This is a genomic window from Pseudovibrio sp. POLY-S9 (assembly GCF_001431305.1).
Taxonomy (GTDB): Bacteria; Pseudomonadota; Alphaproteobacteria; order Rhizobiales; family Stappiaceae; genus Pseudovibrio.
Window position 1 is genome coordinate 62374 of sequence record NZ_LCWX01000163.1, and the last position, 19525, is coordinate 81898.

Sequence of the window (19525 nt, forward strand, 5' to 3'; positions counted from 1 at the left end):
CGCAGGCTTCAGCAGATTAGATGCATCCATCGCACCACCTGACGTCGCACCCGCACCAATCACGGTGTGGATCTCGTCAATAAACATGATCGCACCTGGATAATCTTCGATTTCCTTGACGACCTGCTTCAGACGTTCCTCAAAATCACCGCGATATCGAGTACCTGCAAGCAGAGACCCCATATCCAGCGCAAAAATCGTCGCGTTTTTCAGTACCTCAGGTACATCACCAACAATGATGCGGCGCGCAAGCCCTTCAGCGATTGCTGTTTTACCAACGCCCGGATCACCCACATAAAGTGGATTGTTCTTGGCACGGCGACACAGGATCTGAATAGTGCGCGAAATTTCCTTCTCACGCCCGATAAGCGGATCAATTTTACCGGAAAACGCTTTGTCATTGAGATTCTGACAATAAGCCTCAAGAGCTTCTGTTTTCCGCTTTGTTTGGTCAGAAGAACCACCAGATGGAGGTTGCGGCATGCTCACATTAGGATCAGCGCCACTATCGGATTCTTCTTCAGCACCACGTACCCGACGCGGTTCAGACAAGCCAGCCCGTTTTGCAATACCATGGGAGATATAATTGACAGCGTCGTACCGTGTCATTTCCTGCTCTTGCAGGAAGTAAGCAGCATGGCTTTCACGCTCAGCAAAAATGGCGACAAGAACGTTGGCACCAGTCACTTCTTCACGCCCGGATGATTGAACATGAATGACAGCGCGTTGAATGACACGCTGGAAACCGGCGGTTGGTTTTGAATCATCATCCCCGTCAACAACGAGGTTCTCTAGTTCAGTATCAATATATTCGACAATGCTTTTGCGCAGTTGATCGAGGTCCACATTGCATGCACGCATCACCGCAGCAGCATCCTGATCATCAATCAATGAAAGCAGCAGATGCTCCAGGGTCGCATATTCCTGATGGCGTTCATTAGCAAACGCCAAAGCTTGATGGAGAGCTTTCTCCAGACTGCGAGAAAATGACGGCACAGGCGCCCCCTATTACTTTTTCTCCATTACACATTGCAATGGATGTTGGTGTTTTCGGGCGAAATCCATAACTTGTGTGACCTTTGTCTCGGCCACTTCATAGGTGAAGACTCCACACTCCCCTACGCCATGATGATGGACATGGAGCATAATCTGCGTCGCATCTTCACGATCCTTATGAAAGAACCGCTCCACAACGTGGATCACGAACTCCATCGGCGTAAAATCATCATTGAGCAACAACACGCGATACAAACTGGGCCTTTTTGTTTTTGGCTTAGGTTTGGTAACGGTTATCGTCCCGCCATCATCGTCATTATCCAGGTCGAAATCGCTGCTCATTTGTTCTCTTTGTCTCTCCATGTATAACGCAGAGGACTTTATAGTATTTAAACGTACCCCCTGCGAATTCAAGGGATATGCATTTTCATAGGGCACACCAACAACTCCAGAAAAATCAAACAGCGTTTCATTTTCTGTTTCATTATACACCGTAAGCATAAGATTATCTCCCCTGAGAACACTCATTGCCTGTCGCTGGTCTCTCATTCACACTCTCGCTACAGCATCTGCGCTGTCTTTTCGCTCTGGTTTACAGACTTGCTGGCGCCAACGCCCCGCACCCGGCGGCATCAGCAGCCTCCCGAATGTACCTGCCAGATCAATCAATTGCAGACATTCAGGACACGCGAAGCCTTCTCTTTCATTGTTAGTACTGATTATTCCCCAAGCAAACTGGAAAATGCAAACCAATAAGAAGAGAAAACACTCAGACTATCCGAAGGGTTAAACCCTGCTCCCAACGTAAGATGAGCATATTCGGGCCATTCTGCGGACCCAAACACGCCCGCCAGAATTCAGGATACTGAATCACAATGTTTTGAGAGGGCCTTGAAGAAGAGAGATAGGTTGTCTGAAAATGGAAACAACCAGGGCAATCTATTTAAAACACGCAAAACCAAAAAGCCCGAAGCGCTAACGCGCCTCGGGCTTTCAATCTCAATTATGCCAGTAGATTACTTGGCAGCTTTAGACAGCATACCCTCATAGGGCTTATAAGCGTCCTTAGCGATCTCAGCGTACATTTCGCCGATTTTAGTTGCCTGACCGACCATGCTTTCGTAGCTCACTTTGGCAAAATCTGCCTGAGCTTCCATAGCCTTATCAAGAGACTTCGCGCCAACAACTTTCTCCATTGCTGCGCTGCTCTCTTCCATAGATTTCTTAGAGTAGTCCGCAACCTCAGCAGAGATCGCCTGCATGCCCTTGGAAAACGCACCGAAGCTTTGCATAGCTACGTCCATGTTATCTTTTCCAAGCTTCTGCATATTCTCAAATCCTGTGACCATGAAAATTACCTCATCAATTGGGCGGCGCCGGTATTTCGATGATTAGGTTTTTGTCTCTTGGGGAGCAAACGCCACATTTCTAAACTTACGCAGCGATATTATGCGCTGCACAAATTTTGTCAACTTTTATTTTGCGCTGCAATATCATGAAAAGACAGGGGCGTAGCCACAAACAAAAAACGGATAAAAACAATATTTTTGCAATCTGCCTTATCGTATTTACAGAATTGTAACCGTAATCGCATCATTCTGGGTATGACGCGAACGGGGGGAGTCACCTGCGCCGCATTTTTAGCGGCTGAGGCTTTCTGAACACACCTCCGCTAGCAATGAGAGAATTTATTTAGTACAGAGCGCGTAAACCGCCATTATTGCTCACGGGGCGAAAAGAACATGGGTCTGCGTAATTTTGGGCCATTTGGGCGCCTAAAAAAGGCATTGGGACAAGCTGTCGGCATTCTTGCTGTATCCTTAGCGATCGCTACAGCTCCGACTGTTGCCCAGGCAAATTCCAAATATGCTGGTATTGTCGTTGATGCAAAAACCGGAAAGGTTTTGTACGCCAACAACGCCAATGCACGACGCTACCCTGCGTCCACCACAAAGATCATGACACTTTATGTGCTCTTTGAGGAACTGAAAGCTGGCCGCGCGACACTAAACACTAAAATGAAGGTCTCCCGCTACGCAGCAGGTCGCCCACCGACAAAGCTTGGCTTGAAGGTTGGCAGCTCTTTGCGCGTTAAGGATGCCATCTATGCGCTCGTCACCAAGTCCGCAAACGATGCGTCGACTGTGATTGCAGAGCATATCTCCGGTTCTGAAAAAGCCTTTGCACGCCGCATGACGCAGACCGCCCGTGCAATTGGCATGCGCAATACCACATTCAGAAACCCGCATGGCTTGCCAAATTCCAAGCAGGTGACCACCGCAGCAGACCTTGCTCTGCTGGGCCGCGCGATTCAGGATCGGTTCCCGAAGTATTATAAGTACTTCAACACCCGCTCTTACACATATGCTGGCCGCCGCATGGGCAACCACAACAAGTTGCTCGGTCGTGTCCGTGGTGTTGATGGAATCAAAACCGGTTACACCAACGCCTCCGGCTTCAACCTTGTAACCAACGTTAAACGTGACAATCGCCAGATTGTTGCCGTGGTTCTGGGTGGCCGCACCGGCAAAAGCCGTGATGCGCAGATGGTCAAGCTGATCAGCCAGTACCTGCCAAAAGCATCCCGTGGTCGTCGCACCACACCGATACTCTACGCAGGAACCACAAAACGCTATCAGTTCCCAAAAGTTGCTCCGGCTATTCCAGTTGCCAAAGCAGGCACACCAGCTGCAGAGCAGCCGACACTGCTGGCATATGCCAACGCAACCGGCACAAAACCGAATTCAAAACCATCTGATCCAATCGCAAAAATGCTGGAACATCAGGCCACAGCCCCTGCTCCGGCACCGCGTAAGGACCTTGTTGCCAATTCACTGGCTGCCCCCGCTGTTTCTGCCTCGGCAAAACTGCAGCAGCCAGCGAAAACAGCTGCACCATCTTCCGCTCCAATTCAGCAGAAGATTGCAAGCTTGAAGCCAGAGGACATCGACACCTCCGGCTGGCACATTCAGATTTCTGCGACCGACAGCCAGGATAAAGCAATCAAGATCCTGGAAAATGCGCGCGCTGCGACAGGGGCCACCCTACGTAACAAACGCATTTACACAGAGCCGGTCAAATCTAAGAAACAAACCCTGTACCGCGCGCGGTTCATCGGGTTTGAAACCAAAACAGCAGCCTGGGATGCTTGTGCCAAACTCAAGAAGGCCAAGTACTCCTGCTATGCCGTCTATCAGTAACTCGTATCAGTCACGGTGAGTCTAATGTCTGTTGAGAAGCCGATCCTTCGCCTCGTTGAGTTTGGAAGCCAGGAAAGCAGAACCCCCACTATCGGGGTGCAATCGTTTAATCAGTCTGCGGTGAGCAGCACGGATGTCTTCCACGGAGGCTCCCGGCGCAAGTCCAAGAACCTCGTAGGCCTCCTTCTCAGTCAGAGCGCTCGAGCTAGACGTGTCTCTCTGCCCCGCTGTGGAATCCGCGTGGAAGTCTACACGCCAGTTGGAGAGCCTGCTATCGAGGTAAGCTTCGAGTAGGGCAACGCTGTCGCCGTCCGGCTGCACGTCGCGCCAAAGCTGTTTGAGCTCTGCAACCTGCAAAGAACTCAGCGCGCGGCCAGCAAAGGAACCGGCAAGCACTTTGCCCTCCAGCTTCTTGCTATCATGATCCAGCTCCATATGGAGAAATCTGGAGGAGATGTTGGAGGTCTGACCAGCACTCTTGGAGGCACCACCCAGTCCTCCGAAGGGGAATCCACCGGGAAACTTGAAACTCTGCGCAGACCCCCAACCCAAAAGGGACAGCGCAAAGGCCGCAAGTGGCAGCGCAATAACGTATCTGCCGGTGACGGCAAGAAAAGCACAGAATGCCAGCAGCAGTCCGCCAATCAGCATTTTCAAAACTTCTTTAAGTTTTGCCGGATTTGACTGCGTCAGCCACTTTGCGAAGAAATAGAGGATGGCAAGCACCAATCCTCCCATGACCAAATAGCCCATTTAGTACCTGACATGTATTAGGCGCATTCCCAAAAAGTGGTTCCGGTTTCCGGATCAGAATACGCACAAAATTAGAGAGCTCGAGCTTGATACGTGAATACAGCGTGCTCTAGCTTAGGTGTTCAATCAAGAATTGAGCACCTTTATGCCCCGATTGCTCAAGGCGCTCAAGGGCCTGTCTGCCCCCGGCGGAAAATGTTGCAATCGCAGCCAGCAATCCGCGCAAGCTCGCAGCAGATCCATCATCAAAGTTCAGATAGACCCCGTTGCTCAACCGGGCGATCTCGCGATACGCTCGCTCTGCCAGGATGTCCTTGCCTTCCTGAAACACAAAAACCGGCACGCCCAACAATCCGAGCTCCCCTGCCTTATCGCAGACCAGATCAGGGTTCTCCTCCATACAGTCACCAATATAGACAACCGCCTGCACCCGCTTTTTCCGCGTCTCAGCCAAGGCGTGATCCAGCACCTTGCGAATCTGTGTCCGCCCAGCTTGCACGCGAATCTTGCGCATCATTCCGCCCAGCTCTTTGGAATTGCTGACCCAGCGCGAGGATTTACACTCGCCATACCCGCGAAAGAACACCAGCTGCACATCAAGCGACCCAACCCGGCCCGCTTCGATGAACATCTCTTCCTGCAGGTGACAAGCCTGATCCCAAGTGGGCTGCCGACTCATTGTGGCATCCAGCGCAAAGATCAAACGGCCCCGCTCATCCTCGGCAGGCGCAGCAACCGCGTCTTTGGCAGCCTCCAGAAAGTTGGAAAGATCACTCTTGCTGTCTGCAGGACTGTTTAAAGATCCGGATCTTTTGGAGAGCTTGTCTGACATGGGCGTACCTGTATTCACGTCACAAAGGATTACGAAGGCATTTTATTCCAACAACTTAACAATTATTGGGACAGATTGGTTATTTCGCTCGCTAAAGACCAATACCCACTATTGGTGCAATGAGAATAATCACAAAATCTGCTAAAATCAGTTATATCAGTTTCTGCTTGCAATTGGGTTCAACAGTTTCTGGGCAAACCCATTACCAACAACAGATAAAAACGCTGCAAAGCCAAGAAATTAAGGGATGAGGTCCCACATGGAGACGCCTATGAGAAATCTCCCAGACGTATACCGTGGTGTAGACGACCTGCGGGCTGCACTATTACCTCTGAGACGAGAAGGCAAAACAATCGCTCTGGTTCCAACCATGGGGGCACTGCATGCAGGCCACCTGTCTCTGGTCGAAAAGGCCCGGGAACATGCGGACATCGTGATTGTTTCAATTTTTGTGAATCCAAAGCAGTTCGCGCCGGGCGAAGATTTCGAGAGTTACCCGAGAACGGAAGAGACCGACCTGCAAAAGCTGGCGGGCTACGACGTGTTTGGCGTCTTTGCTCCAAATGCACGGGAAATGTACCCGAACGGCTTTGCCACATCTATTCAGATCGAAGGTCCGGCCCTTGGTCTGGAAACAGATCACAGACCGCACTTCTTCAACGGCGTTGCCACAGTGGTGGCGAAACTGTTGCTGGCTGTTCTGCCAGATGTCGCTGTGTTCGGCGAAAAAGATTACCAGCAGCTGCGCGTCATCAAGCAACTGGCCAGCGACCTGCACCTGCCAACCAAAGTCATCGGCGCTCCAACCGTGCGCGAAGAGGATGGCCTCGCCATGTCTTCCCGCAATGAGTATCTGGATGATAAGGAACGCACGACAGCCAGAACAATTTCTGAAACGCTGCAGACTGCGCGCAATGCACTTCATAACGGTGAAAACTGGATTGAAGTGCGCAAGAAAGCGCTTGTTGTCCTCAAGCTCTCAGGATTTGCGACAGATTACTTCGAGCTGCGCCACGGCAAGCACCTGGGCACACCCATCGACGCCAAAGGTGCCCGTATTCTGGTCGCCGCCAAAGTCGGTGATACCCGCCTGATCGACAATATCGAAGTTTAAAACGACTCTCCGGGCAGATGAACGCATTTGCCCGGAACCCTACCGCGTCTCAGAAGCTTTCAATTCGCATCTTACTTTGAGAACAGCTTGCCCGTAAAAGGCATCCTAAAAATACCCGACATAGCTCAGATAAGCACCTACTGCGGTAAAAGCGGTGCCTGTGGCCAAAATTCCCCTCTTCCCCATTTGCTGTGACTTTGTCATGTAATCCGGAATGACAATAAGACTTGCCCCCTTCAACACAGCAGCTGCCCCAACCAGTGTTACGAGAGCGCCGGCCATGCTGGACACTTTGAAATGATTGGCAAGCACAACCATGCCAATCACAAAATGCGCAGCACCGGATAAGTTAAGCAGGATTGGGTCTGCTTCTGATTGGGCAGCAATCATCCGCTGGTAAAAACTGCTGGAAATAAAGAAACCAAGGCCTGTCACGAAAAGATACGGCCCGGCAATCGATGCGATAAGCTCGGTCACAGCATGGTTCTCCCGAACAGACAGTCACATGCCGCGTTTATCTCATCCAGCCTTTACAGATGCAATCGGCAAAAAAGAGACCGCTTAAATCAGGCAAAGCTCCTGCAACTCGCGGCGCATACCCTCTGGCATTTCGGCAAGTTGATCCCCATCCAGCATTGGCCCGCTCACATCCGGCGGTGCATCTGACACTTTCAGATACCGCCAGCCCTGAAAGGCACGGCGCGGCTGAAGCTGTGTCTGGTGGAGGAAAGGCTCCATCACAAGGTCACAGCGCTTCTTGCCGGAATCATCCTTGTGCACGCGGATATCAATCAGTTTCTGGCGAACCTGAACATTGCCTTTGATCACCCAGTACAGCGAACCACCATCCAGAAGCTCGTCAATGCGAGTCGGCACCATACGAGTGGTATGGATCTGCTCGTCACTCAAACCGTGTGACAGCGCCAGAATCTGTCGCTGTTCAATGTAATTCCGCAGCTGGTCAACGCTTTCCACGCCAACACAGAGTTTCACCAGATGTAACGTCATAGCGCTCAAATAGCAGGAAGCTTTGGCTTTTGCCAGTCATAGCAGCCTCCATAGCTAACGCATTGCACAAACATATCGGTGATCGCACAACCGCGCTCTCCATTTTTCAATTTGACTCGGTAGAATGATCACTCTACCAATTAAGCATGACTGATCTTGAACACTCCATCTGCACAGGCCTGGAAGGCGTCTTCGCAGCACGCGGCTTCACCGCCCCCGGCGTTGCAGAGCTCAAGCGCGGCGCCAATGTAAGCCTGCGCACGCTCTACAAGTACTTCCCCTCCAAAGAACATATGATCATCGGCGCGCTGGAAGTCCGCAATCAGCGTTACCTGTCCTTCCTGAGTGAGGCAGCAACGCAGTCCTCTGATGATCCTCTGGAGGGCATTCTCAGCACCATCGAACATTGGATGGCAAACAACGCACCGCACGGCTGCATGGATCAGGCGGCCCTTGCGGCCTATCCGGACAGCGCACTCGTCAGAGAATGCGTCACACGCCACAAACAGCAAACCAAAGACCAGCTGGCAGCTCTTCTCGGCCTCGAGAACAATGCCGGAGAGCTCTTCATGATCCACGAAGGCGTTGTCTCAACCTATCCCCTGCACGGATCCACGGTCTTCACTTGGGCCAAGTCCGCAATTCAATCACTCACTCAGAAAGCAACATGATGAGCAACCTCCCCACCACAATGACTGCAGTAACGCTCACCGGGCACGGTGGACCGGACATGTTGGAGCTGCACACCGACCTGCCCGTGCCTGCCATCGGCCCTGAGGATGTGCTGATTGAAGTTCTGGCGGCAGCCGTCAACAACACAGACATCAACACACGAAAAGCATGGTACTCACGTCACGACAATCAGGCAGAAGATGCCACATGGTCCGGCCAGCCGCTCCAGTTCCCCCGCATTCAGGGCATAGACGTGTGCGGAAGGGTCGTCGCGGCAGGCGCTAAGGTCGATCAGGCCCTTCTGGGCAAGCGCGTGCTGGTAGAGCCATGCCTGCAATATGCCAATGGCAAAAAATTGGTGTCACCATGGTTCATGGGCTCAGAATGCGATGGCGGCTTTGCTGAATTTGTTTCAATCGATCACCGCCACGTCTACCCGATCCAAAGCCAACTGAGCGATCTGGAGCTGGCATCCTTCCCCTGCTCCTATTCAACCGCGGAGAACATGCTGACCCGCGCCAACCTGAAAGCCGGAGAAACCGTTCTGGTGACAGGGGCCTCAGGAGGCGTTGGCTCAGCGGCCCTCCAGCTGGCACGCGCACGCGGCGCAAACGTCATCGCCATCTCCTCCGCCTCAAAGGCTCAGATGCTTCAGGAGCTCGGAGCAAGCCGTGTGCTGGATCGCAGTGATGATCTGGTTGAGAGCCTTGGCCCCAACAGCATTGATGTGGTGGTTGATCTGGTCGCCGGTCCGCAATGGCCAGACCTTCTCGCCATTCTCAAGCCTGGGGGACGCTATGCAGTCGCCGGAGCGATGGCTGGCCCTATCGTGGAACTGGATGTGCGTACACTCTACTTGAAAGACCTGAGCTTCTTCGGCTGCACCGTGTTGGAACCTGAAGTCTTCGGGAATCTTGTTGCTCACATTGAATCAGGCGACATACAGCCACTGGTCGCGCAAACCTTCCCGCTTGCTGAAATTGGCAAAGCGCAAGAGGTTTTTGAGCAAAAGAAGCATCTGGGAAAGATTGTGCTGGCAGTTGCAGACAATTGCTCTGGCGAGAAAACCGCACGCAATCTGCCCTAGCGTCCATTGCGTGACAAAAAGCACATTATCGATTTTGAAGATACGCTAGAACCAGCTCAAAGAAAAAGGGATGCAGACGTCACATCTGCATCCCTACCAAAATCCGCGTTTAAGCAGTTATCTTGGGATTAACTGCCGGCACCTGCAAATACATAAAGCAGCGCCATAACGCCGCCGAGGGTTGCGACAGTCCACACAGTGAACCCCCAGCAGGACTTCTGAATTTCGTGATCCATAAAACACCGTTTAATGGTTGATACACGTGCGCCGAGGAGACCCCGTCAGCACAGGGCGCACGGAATATCCCTTCCGTGATCAAAGCGCAACAGCAAAACGGCAAAATTTGGCTTGGCAGACTGCCGCACCTCACTACGTACAAATCACTACTCATTCATCAGTCAGATATACCTACCCCATAAAAACTCATAGCTCCAAAGAGTTAGGGTTCTTTAGAATTGATAAAATTATCGATAACCATAAAAAAATTCACTGAAAATATTTATGCAAAAATTCGTTCAAAACTCGACTTAATTGAGAATTGGCTACCCTATAGGACAACTCAAACTCCATTTTTTGACCATTCTGAGTCTGTTTTCTCGCAATTTTGCCGGGCTCACACAGCCGCATATCATGCGCGCCCTCTAGCCCCTCTCCGCAAATCATGCCAAACATAAGACTGCCCGTTTCCATCAAGACGGGTTCATGTCCGGACTCAGGCTTAAAAACAGAAAGACCAATGCTTCAGATCCCGTTTTCCAACTTCATTGCCATCCTCGTCTTCGTCTCCTCATGGGGCTTGTACAGCTGGTTGGCCTATCGAAGCCCCTGGTCCAAAAACACGCTCTCTCACGCCATGGACGCGCACCGTTACCGCTGGATGCGCGCGATGCTCAAACGAGAGGTCCGCATTGCTGACACCAACATCGCGTCCGGCCTGCAGCAAGGCACCGCATTTTTTGCCTCAGCCTCCCTTCTGGCCATCGGCGGCACAGTCACTCTGCTCAGCGCGATGGATGAGGTCACCGCCCTCGCCCGCACGCTCGACCTGCCATTTTTGGATGATCCAATACAAAATGAAGCCAAGACCTTCGGTTTGATGATCATTCTGGCGTACGCGTTTTTTAAATTCGGCTGGGCTTACCGCTTGTTCAACTACACAACCATCGTCATGGGCTCTATCCCGGATGATTGTCATGAAGACAATGAAGAGGCTGTTGAAGCATCCCTGCGCGCAGCACGGCTGGCAACCCTTGCAGGCCGCCATTTCAGCAGCGGCCAGCAAGCGCTCTTCTTCGCGGTAGGTTATCTGGGATGGTATGCAGGGCCGTTCGTGTTCATCGGAACGACCCTGATGGTGACATTGGTGCTGCTGCGCCGTCAGTTCTTCTCAAAGGCGAGAAAAGCCGTATTGCCGGGTCCAAACACACAAGACCTCGTCAATTCCGGCGCTTGATAAACTTTCACCGGCGTGGGGAAACCCTTGAGTGGGTATGTCCCCACATAGGTATCCTCACAACAGCTGAGAACTTCAGCAACTGACTGCGAAATCAGCATTTCCTGATTAAGGCGTTTTGAAAGGTCAGCAATCCGTGCGGCCTCATTTACCACAGGTCCAACAACCGTAAAGTCCAGTCGCCGCTGCCCACCAACATTGCCAAAGAACACGCGACCTGAATGCACGCCCATACCAACATGGATGGCAGGCAAATCAGGAAACCCGCGCGCATTCGCAATCGTCAGATCCGCCATGCTTTCGCGCAGTGCCGACATGGCTTCAAACGCCGCTATTCTGGCGCTTTGATCATCCGTATAGGGAAACACCGCCAGAACTTCATCACCGATAAACTTCAGGATCTCGCCGCCGTGCTGCTCAACCCGCGACGTAACAATGCCGAAATACTCGTTAAGCAGCTGCAACAAGGCTTTGTCTGGTAGGTAATTTGAAAACCCGGTGAAGTTGCGAATATCGCAAAACGCTACAATCGCGTTGATATGCTCCCCATCTCCCCACCGGATCTCACCATTCATCACCCGCCGTCCGGCACGTGTTCCAAGATAGGTATTGAGAATGTTCTCAGAGGCCTGCCGGGAATTAAACAGCTCACAAATCAGCGCGAGGGGAGCAGTGATCTGCTCAAACACACTGATATACTCATCCTTGAAACCATCAGCCGCCCGCGAAGCAAAAGCCAGCCCATGGACCTCACCATCCGAGAACACCATGGGGAGTGCAACGTAATCCGTGTACCCTTGCTCTTTAAGCTCCTGAATAACCTTGAGCCGGTCATACTCATCATGATGCCCAAACTTATGTCGGATCATATGCCCGGCTTCAGTGGACCGCTTCCAAAGGCTTTGATTGTAAGACTCACTCATCTCAGGTGTGTGCTGGAAATATCGCACACGCGGCCCAACGCCCCGCTCCCAGATAAGCCCCTCACCATGATAGTTCGGGTCCAGAATAGAGATACCCGTAGAGATCCGGTCCACCTCCACGCCTATATTCTGCAAGTGTTCGCCCAATGCCGCAAAGATACGACAGGGACGCCCCAACATTTTTGCGTCCTTGGACAGCCATTCCATTAAATCGCAGAGGGAAAAAGACTCACTACTAGACATTTACACCCCAGAGACGAGCGGAGAAGAAGACCACGTAAAATCACCACACTCGCAAGCAAACACGGCAAAAGTTCCAATATTTCTTATCATTTACTTTTCAACTCAGACATTTACAGGAATCCCTTCAAGAAACTCTCGCCTTTTTTGCTAGACTTTCTCCACAATTCAACACACGCACAACGTGTAAATACTTCAAATTTTAGAAATTTGTAGCCAACAACCTGATCAACTCCTATTTTTGCCCAAAAATATGAACACAGCACGCATCTGGTGATTGTCCATCCAATCACAGCGCCCTTAACCGAGAAACCCAGCAATGTTAGATCGCTTTTATCTGATCATCGATGGCACCCAGTGGCTGCCACGTATCCTTCCTCTTGGCGTCAAATGTCTCCAGCTCCGCATCAAAGATAAATCAGAGGATGAAATCCGATCGCAGGTCCGGGAAGCAAAACAGCTTTGCGACAAAGCCGGCGCAGTGCTTATCGTCAACGATCACTGGCAAGCCGCCTACGACGCAAACGTGGGCTATGTGCATTTAGGACAGGAAGACCTGAAAACCGCCGATTTCCGCGCACTCCGTTCCGCAGGAATCTACTACGGTGTTTCCACCCATGATGAAGCCGAGCTGGACACAGCTCTGGCACTAGATCCTGAATATGTGGCCCTTGGTCCAATTTACAATAGCGCAACAAAAGAAATGCACTGGCAACCTAAGGGTCTCGAAACACTCAAAAGATGGCGGACGCGCACAAGTAAACATCTGGTCGCCATCGGCGGCATCACACTGGACCGCGCTGCTGAAGTCTTCGAAAGCGGTGGCGATTCCATCGCCACCATCTCCGACGTCATCAACGCCCCCAACCCGGAACACCGCACCACCCAATGGCTCCAAGCCTCCCAAAACTGGCGGCAGTAGAAGCGCATCCCATAACGCATCGCCTCTTTATATAAGGAGAGCGAACTTGCCCGTCACTCATCCTGACCCGGGCAGCAAAAAAGGCAGCCAAACGGCTGCCTTTTTCAAATTCCAGCAAGCAAGGTACTAGCCAAGCTCGGAGACGTTGTTGATGACTTTACCAACAAGACCGTACTCGATGCCCTCTTCCGGGCTCATCCAGTAATCACGGTCAGTGTCTTTTTCAATGCGCTCAATCGGCTGACCAGTTGCATCTGCAAAGATCTGGTTCAAGCGATCACGCATCTTCAAAATTTCTTTGGCCTGAATTTCGATGTCAGTTGCCATACCGCCGGCACCACCAGATGGTTGATGAAGCAGGAAGCGTGTGTTCTGAGTGCAGGAACGACGTTCTTTAGGCACTGACACATAAATCAGAGCGCCAGCGCTCGCGACCCAGCCCATACCGAGAATACGAACTTCCGGCTGAATGAACCTGATCATGTCATGGATCATATCACCGGACTCAACGTGTCCACCCGGAGAAGAAACAATAACGGTAATCGGGTCACTGCTAACCTGGGAAAGCGCAAGCAGACGGGAACAGACTTCCTGGGCCATCTCTTGAGTCACAGGTCCTGTAATCAGCACTGTACGCGCATCAAAAAGATGCTTGTCCACCGGGATGGACTTGTCAGGATTCTTTGGCGCGTCTTCATCACCTTCGAGGCGAACTGACGTCGAAGCACAAATGTCCGTCATGCGAATGACATGCTCCCTTATATTAGCTACCGCCCCACGCGGCAGACTGTGATCAAACATAACTAAAAGATACTGCGGCAGACCGCAAACACGCAAAGTCATAGCCTAACAGAAATTCCCTAGGAAAAAGAGGGCGTTCTCCCCTCACTTTTGATAGGCTTTTCGGAAAGCCGCCGTTTCTCCACTTAAAATCAATGCATTATGCACATTTTCAGTTCCTTTGTTCCAACTTAAAGGCAAAGGAATAACGTTTTAATAACCTTGCAACTCACATAATCGGTAAAAATAACGATCTACCTATAGCTGATATAGACATGCAGGGGATGGTGTCTAGTCCTTGGACACAGCACAAAGGGACTTTCGGGTTTGACTGGTTATACTGAAACGCTGGATTCCAACGTCCAATATCATTCGCCTGTCCCGGCGGAAGACCAACGGGCTTTTGCGCGCGTGGACGTTCCCATGTACATTGTTGATGTCAGCCAGACCAAGCTTGTCTGGGCAAATTCTGCGGGCTTGTCCTTCCTGGGCCTTAGCCTGAGCGAGTGTATAGACGCCTCCGGAACCTTCCGAATGGACTTGCCTGCGCCGTTCGATGACCTCTCCTATCAGCGCCAGCTTCATTCCTATCTGAGCCGGGTCACGGAAGAAGGCCGCATTACAGAGTGCATCACCGTAATTCCCAACTCCCAGCCGGTCTCTGTGTATTGCTCCATCTCCCCGCAGCCATTGATCACGGGAAACCCTGCACTTTTGGTGCAGGTCATTTCAGAGGTTGGCAACGAGCCTGAGCAAGTCCGCAGCGCACAGGTGTTGCTTTACACCACGTCCATGATCAGCATGTTTGATGAGAACGGCAAACTCATCTTTGAAAACCCCGCAAGTCGCCTCAACCGTCCAGACGGCTGCGAAGACCTGATCAACCGCATGTGCAACCGCCGCGATTTTGATGCGCTGCTGGATGAACTGCGCAAAACAGGCCGCGCGAATCTCGTCGCACTCATGCACTCCTCTCAAGGAGAACGCTGGTTCGATCTCAACGCCCGCAGTGGATACGATCCTTATTCCGGCTCCCGGGCCATCCTGCTCAGTGCAACAGATGTCACCAAACGCCTGAAAGCAGAACATGAAGTCCGCTATCTGGCCCACCATGACACCCTGACAGGATTGGCCAACAGATCCTTTCTTGAGATTGAAGCAGAACGCTATCTGGATGAAACCCGCATCACCGGCAATCCGGGTGCACTGATCTTCATTGATCTTGACCGCTTTAAAACAATCAACGACACCCTCGGCCATCTGGTCGGCGACGATCTGCTTGTCGTCATCGCCAAGCGCCTCAAAGAGGTTGTTGAAGGCATAGGCTTTGTGGCGCGCCTCGGAGGGGATGAGTTCGTGGTCCTCATTGCCAACTTCGCAGATTACGACCTGCTCGACGACATCAGCCGCGAAATCAGAACCGCTCTGTCCAAGCCCTGCAAAGTGCGCGGACATATGCTGCAGGTGACCCCATCCATTGGCGTGTGCACCTATCCCGAACACGGTGTTGATCTGGACACTCTCATGCGTAAAGCCGACCTTGCCATGTATAAGGCAAAGGATCTGGGCCGCGATCGCATCTGCTTCTTTGATGTATCCATGTCCCGCGAAGCTGAAGAGCGGGTCAGTCTGGAAACCGCCCTGCGTCAGGCTCTGCGCAATCACGAGCTCGCCGTTCATTACCAACCGCGCGTCTGCATCACCACCAACCGCATTGTTGGAGCAGAAGGCTTGCTGCGCTGGCATCATCCAACACGCGGCCTCGTCTCTGCCGCAAGTTTCATTGAGATCGCTGAAGAAGCAGGCATGATTGATGAGATCGGAGACTGGGTCGCCCGCGAAGCCATGCTTCAGCAAAAACAATGGGCGCTGGCCGGTCACAACATCGCCATCTCAATCAACCTGTCTCCGGCTCAGTTCCGGCGCGGACGCATATCCCAGCGCCTGCACCGCATACTTCTTGAGACAGGCGCCTCAGCCAGCTCAATTCGCCTTGAGATCACCGAAAGCGCTCTTCTCAGTGATGCCAATGAAACACTGAAGGAACTCAACGCACTCCGTGATCTGGGCTTTACGCTGGAAATTGATGATTTTGGAACCGGTTACTCAAACCTGGGCTATCTCCAGCGGTATCCAGTCACAGCACTCAAGATCGACCGTTCCTTCATCGCTGACACCAAACGCTGGCCAATTGTGCAAATGATTGTGCAGATGGGCCGCCTGCTGAACCTGACACTGGTGGCAGAAGGCATTGAGACACGAGAGCAGCTTCGCCAAATCCAGAAACTGCAGTGCCATGAGTATCAGGGATACCTGTATTCTCCTGCCGTCTCCCCCCACACCTTTGAGTGCCTTCTTAAAGGACAGCACACCGTCACCTCCCCGCCAACAGTTGGCGCCTTAGCGTAACGCAGTTTTTGCAGAGCGGCTTAGCTCCATCAAAGCGGCCAGTGCCTCCTCAGCCTTTTCTTCCGGTACAAAGATGTGGTCGTGATAATACGCGGCTACAACATTGGCAGAGATGCCCACATCTGCCAGCGCGCTGGAAAGAGCTGCCGTAAGACCCACCGCTTCAAGCGAACTGTGAACCGCAAGCGAAATCCGCCGGAAGCACGGCTCAGTTTCAACGCCAGCCTTGCCTGCATTTTCAATAGATAGAATGGCTGTCAGGCCCTCGTTCTCCCAGAACAACCCGAGCGGTGAGTGCTCAGCCAAACCCTCAACACTGCCATTGGGAAAGCAGCAAAACACAAAGCTCTCTTCAGAAAGAGAGGCTTCCATGGAAGCGAGAAGTTCTTGCAAATCCAGTCCGCCGCGCGATGTCATACCCAATGGCTCCCTCTCTCAACACTCAAAACATCTCTCAATAAGGCCTAGCATATCCCAAAGAACATATAGGGGAACAAGAAAGCACATTCACGGAAAGCGGTTCCAGTTCCCGGACAACAATGCACCCTATTCTCCCGGAGAGAACGTGCCATCAGCATTGTAGTCAACAACAACGATTTGTGGCCCATCAACAGCAAACTCAATCAGCACAGGCGCCGAACCAGCGAGATTGTAAGGCACAACTTCACCCTCATCGTAAAATCCGGTACTCAGCCAAAAAGCAAACAGCGGCGCGCAATCAATCTGAGTGTCAGCAACAGGCAGTACAAAGCTGGAAAGCACCACCCGCCCATCCGAATGCTGAATGGCATTCCCGCAGCAAACCCCAAGCAAATCATCATCAGACACAGATGGGATCGTTATCCTGAAACTGCGGAGGGTCACACCAGCCTCATTGGCAGAGGGGGATAAACCCAGCGGCTTTGTGGTTAAATGAGTGCCGTTGAGAGAAACACGATCAGCGGAACTTTGTGTCCCCACCATGCGCTGTGAGACGAACTCCAAGGCATCTGTCTCATCCTGCCCCGTCGTAGAAACATAGAGACAACCGCCAGCAGCCGGCCTTTTCTCACGCACAGCACCAGCCAAAACATGTTCACGAAACGCGAACTCAAGCTGAGGTCCCGAAGCGTTGTAAGGCGCGATATTTCCAGAACAAACACAGCAGGACTGCACAACGGGAGGCACGCCACGCTGAACCACATAGGAGGGCTGCAACTGAAAGAGATAGAAACCACAGGCCTGATCTGACCGGTTTCTGATTATGATCTTGCACTCCTGAACCATAACTCCCGCCTTTCGACAAAAAGTCATCTGCCAATCCTAAGACTGGAACTGCAAAAGGAGATTACACCGCAAAACGCGAGACGCGTTCTAATCCTGATAGTTGGGCCACAGTCCCGGTGTTGCCAGTTCCACCACATTGCCAAACGGGTCATGGAAAAACAGGCTCACACCGCCTTGAGGCCATCGCACCTCACTGCTGATCGCAACTTTTTTCTCTTCAAGGTATTCACGCCACTCGATCAATGCACTTCTGGAGATCGCAAATGCAAAATGAGAAGGGCCGTCAGTGCTGTGCCCCGGTACCATACCATATGGGCTTTCAACATCCTCACGGCACACACCGCGCCTGAAGACCAGAAGCATCTGATTGGGGCCAACGTCATACCCATGCATGCGCTCGCCTTCAACAACCCGCCTCAACCCCAAAAACTCACCATAAAAATCATGCGCACTGGCAAAATCATCAACGTAAACGGCAGTTTCGACAATTCCATTAATACCTGGGGCGTCCATTCCTAACCTCCTGATTGGCTAGTATGGCAGACCGAACCACCACGCAGCCAGGAACAAAAATGTAAAGAAGCCAACAACGTCCGTTATGGTGGTCACAAAAACTGAAGAAGCAATGGCAGGATCCGCTCCAATTTTCTCTAAGCCCATAGGAACCAGCAATCCAAACAGACCAGCGCAGATTGAGTTAATCAGAATTGCGCTGCCAATAACCACCCCAAGTTCTGGGTTGAGGAACCATCCCCCCGCGATAGCACCAATCAGGAATCCGAGGCCGACACCGTTGATAAGGCCCACCAACAGCTCACGTCGCAAAACGCGTAGAATGTTACGCCGGTTCAATTCCTGGGTCGCAATTGCGCGCACCGTCACCGCCATGGTCTGCGTACCGGAGTTTCCGCCCATGGACGCCACAATCGGCATCAACACAGCCAAAGCCACCATGCGCTCAATCGTGGCCGTGAAGAGCGATATGACAAAAGCGGCAAAGATTGCGGTAAACACATTCACCGACAACCAGGAGAAACGGGACTTGGCAATCTCAAGCACACTGTCTGAGATCTCCTCATCCCCCACACCAGCCATCGCCAGCATGTCTTCCTCAGCCTCTTCCTGAATGACGTCAACAATGTCATCAACGGTCACAATACCGACCAGACGTTCTGAGACGTCAGTCACCGCGACAGAAACAAGGTTATAACGCTCAAACAAACGCGCCACATCTTCCTGATCATCCGTGACCAGAACAGAATGACGGGTCTCCTCCATGATTTTGGAGATCTTTTTGGATCGTTTCGTGCGCAACAACCGGTCCAGCGCCACAGCACCCAAAAGATGGAAACCGGGGTCAACCACGTAAAGCTCATAGAAACTGTCCGGCAGATCTTGGGAACTGCGCAGATGGTCAATCACCTGCCCCACAGTCCAGAACGGTGGCACGGCAATAAAATCAGTCTGAACAATACGTCCAGCAGTATCCTCAGGAAACTCCAGCGCACGTTTAATCTGGACCTGATCCACATTGGGCAACTGAGCAAGGATCTTCTCCTGCTCTTCCTGCTCCATGTCCTCAAGCAGATAAACAGCATCATCGGATTCAAGCTCGCCAATCCCCTCAGCAACATCCCCATCCGGCAAAGCATCCAGAACCTGCGCACGCACAGACTCTTCAGTTTCGGTCAAAGCGGCAAAGTCGAATTCTTCACCCAGCAGCTGAATCAGGAGAACGCGATCATCCTCGCGCAGCATCTCCAGCAGGTCACCCATATCCGCGTCATGCAGATTACCCGCCAGCTCACGCACAACAGCCGCATCCCGCGTATCAAGGGCTGCTTCAACGTGTGCAACAAAGTCGGTATCA

At 52.0% G+C, this 19525-nt stretch carries 20 protein-coding genes; 7 read left to right on the plus strand and 13 right to left on the minus strand.

Going from position 1 to position 19525, the window contains the following annotated elements:
- The 3 genes from PPL9_RS14630 to PPL9_RS14645 form a co-directional block, all read right to left on the minus strand.
- Positions 1-996: AAA family ATPase (locus PPL9_RS14630; protein ID WP_152986711.1), on the minus strand; the 996-nt coding region annotated here is incomplete at its 3' end.
- Positions 997-1008: 12 nt separating this feature from the next.
- The gene (clpS, locus tag PPL9_RS14635) at positions 1009-1338 is read right to left on the minus strand and encodes an ATP-dependent Clp protease adapter ClpS (RefSeq protein ID WP_057463448.1); all 330 of its coding nucleotides are present in this window, start codon (positions 1336-1338) and stop codon (positions 1009-1011) included.
- A 674-nt stretch (positions 1339-2012) separates the two neighbouring features.
- On the minus strand, positions 2013-2345 hold the full coding sequence (locus PPL9_RS14645) for a phasin family protein (protein ID WP_057463379.1): 333 nt from the start codon (positions 2343-2345) through the stop codon (positions 2013-2015).
- A 393-nt stretch (positions 2346-2738) separates the two neighbouring features.
- On the opposite strand from PPL9_RS14645, the gene PPL9_RS14650 reads away from it, so the two are divergent.
- Complete coding sequence (locus PPL9_RS14650; protein ID WP_057463380.1) at positions 2739-4196, plus strand: D-alanyl-D-alanine carboxypeptidase; 1458 nt, start codon at positions 2739-2741, stop codon at positions 4194-4196.
- A 21-nt stretch (positions 4197-4217) separates the two neighbouring features.
- Here PPL9_RS14650 and PPL9_RS14655 read toward each other — a convergent pair whose 3' ends face one another.
- Together PPL9_RS14655 and PPL9_RS14660 are read right to left on the minus strand one after the other, a co-directional pair.
- Positions 4218-4949, minus strand: a complete 732-nt coding sequence (locus tag PPL9_RS14655) for a DnaJ domain-containing protein (protein ID WP_057463381.1) — start codon at positions 4947-4949, stop codon at positions 4218-4220.
- A 109-nt stretch (positions 4950-5058) separates the two neighbouring features.
- A complete protein-coding gene (locus PPL9_RS14660; RefSeq protein WP_057463382.1) occupies positions 5059-5781 on the minus strand; it encodes a hypothetical protein in 723 nt (240 codons plus the stop codon).
- Between the two features lie 271 nt (positions 5782-6052).
- On the opposite strand from PPL9_RS14660, the gene panC reads away from it, so the two are divergent.
- Complete coding sequence (gene panC, locus PPL9_RS14665) at positions 6053-6895, plus strand: pantoate--beta-alanine ligase (RefSeq protein ID WP_057463449.1); 843 nt, start codon at positions 6053-6055, stop codon at positions 6893-6895.
- A gap of 105 nt (positions 6896-7000) precedes the next feature.
- Here panC and PPL9_RS14670 read toward each other — a convergent pair whose 3' ends face one another.
- Positions 7001-7372 carry a hypothetical protein gene (locus tag PPL9_RS14670; RefSeq protein WP_057463383.1) on the minus strand — a complete coding sequence of 124 codons (372 nt, stop codon included), beginning with the start codon at positions 7370-7372 and terminating at the stop codon, positions 7001-7003.
- Between the two features lie 84 nt (positions 7373-7456).
- Complete coding sequence (locus PPL9_RS14675) at positions 7457-7903, minus strand: DUF1489 family protein (protein ID WP_057463384.1); 447 nt, start codon at positions 7901-7903, stop codon at positions 7457-7459.
- Between the two features lie 146 nt (positions 7904-8049).
- On the opposite strand from PPL9_RS14675, the gene PPL9_RS14680 reads away from it, so the two are divergent.
- The 3 genes from PPL9_RS14680 (at position 8050) to PPL9_RS14695 (ending at position 11115) form a co-directional block, all read left to right on the plus strand.
- Positions 8050-8574, plus strand: coding sequence for a TetR/AcrR family transcriptional regulator (locus tag PPL9_RS14680; protein WP_057463385.1), 525 nt, complete (start codon positions 8050-8052; stop codon positions 8572-8574).
- Positions 8574-9662: an alcohol dehydrogenase family protein gene (locus tag PPL9_RS14685; RefSeq protein WP_057463450.1), complete on the plus strand. Its 1089-nt coding sequence runs from the start codon at positions 8574-8576 to the stop codon at positions 9660-9662. Before PPL9_RS14680 ends, PPL9_RS14685 begins: the two co-directional genes overlap by 1 nt.
- Before the next feature lie 736 nt (positions 9663-10398).
- A complete protein-coding gene (locus tag PPL9_RS14695) occupies positions 10399-11115 on the plus strand; it encodes a DUF599 family protein (protein ID WP_057463387.1) in 717 nt (238 codons plus the stop codon).
- On the opposite strand, the gene PPL9_RS14700 is transcribed toward PPL9_RS14695, so the two are convergent.
- Positions 11040-12218: an adenylate/guanylate cyclase domain-containing protein gene (locus PPL9_RS14700; RefSeq protein ID WP_161831313.1), complete on the minus strand. Its 1179-nt coding sequence runs from the start codon at positions 12216-12218 to the stop codon at positions 11040-11042. The genes PPL9_RS14695 and PPL9_RS14700 overlap by 76 nt on opposite strands.
- A gap of 379 nt (positions 12219-12597) precedes the next feature.
- On the opposite strand from PPL9_RS14700, the gene PPL9_RS14705 reads away from it, so the two are divergent.
- A complete protein-coding gene (locus PPL9_RS14705) occupies positions 12598-13200 on the plus strand; it encodes a thiamine phosphate synthase (RefSeq protein ID WP_057463389.1) in 603 nt (200 codons plus the stop codon).
- A gap of 126 nt (positions 13201-13326) precedes the next feature.
- On the opposite strand, the gene PPL9_RS14710 is transcribed toward PPL9_RS14705, so the two are convergent.
- Positions 13327-13941 (minus strand): ATP-dependent Clp protease proteolytic subunit, encoded by a 615-nt coding sequence (locus tag PPL9_RS14710; protein ID WP_057463390.1) that lies wholly within the window; start codon positions 13939-13941, stop codon positions 13327-13329.
- A 366-nt stretch (positions 13942-14307) separates the two neighbouring features.
- Here PPL9_RS14710 and PPL9_RS14715 point away from each other — a divergent pair, with 366 nt between their 5' ends.
- The gene (locus PPL9_RS14715; protein WP_208989383.1) at positions 14308-16389 is read left to right on the plus strand and encodes an EAL domain-containing protein; all 2082 of its coding nucleotides are present in this window, start codon (positions 14308-14310) and stop codon (positions 16387-16389) included.
- Here the strand turns inward: PPL9_RS14715 and PPL9_RS14720 are convergent.
- The 4 genes from PPL9_RS14720 to mgtE all read right to left on the minus strand — a co-directional run.
- Positions 16381-16806 (minus strand): ACT domain-containing protein, encoded by a 426-nt coding sequence (locus PPL9_RS14720; protein ID WP_057463392.1) that lies wholly within the window; start codon positions 16804-16806, stop codon positions 16381-16383. The genes PPL9_RS14715 and PPL9_RS14720 overlap by 9 nt on opposite strands.
- 129 nt (positions 16807-16935) lie before the next feature.
- Entirely contained in the window at positions 16936-17682 is a 747-nt protein-coding gene (locus PPL9_RS14725) for a hypothetical protein (protein WP_208989384.1), read from the minus strand.
- A gap of 60 nt (positions 17683-17742) precedes the next feature.
- Positions 17743-18168 (minus strand): VOC family protein, encoded by a 426-nt coding sequence (locus tag PPL9_RS14730; RefSeq protein WP_057463394.1) that lies wholly within the window; start codon positions 18166-18168, stop codon positions 17743-17745.
- Between the two features lie 18 nt (positions 18169-18186).
- A partial coding sequence (mgtE, locus tag PPL9_RS14735; protein ID WP_057463395.1) for a magnesium transporter occupies positions 18187-19525 on the minus strand: 1339 nt, incomplete at its 5' end.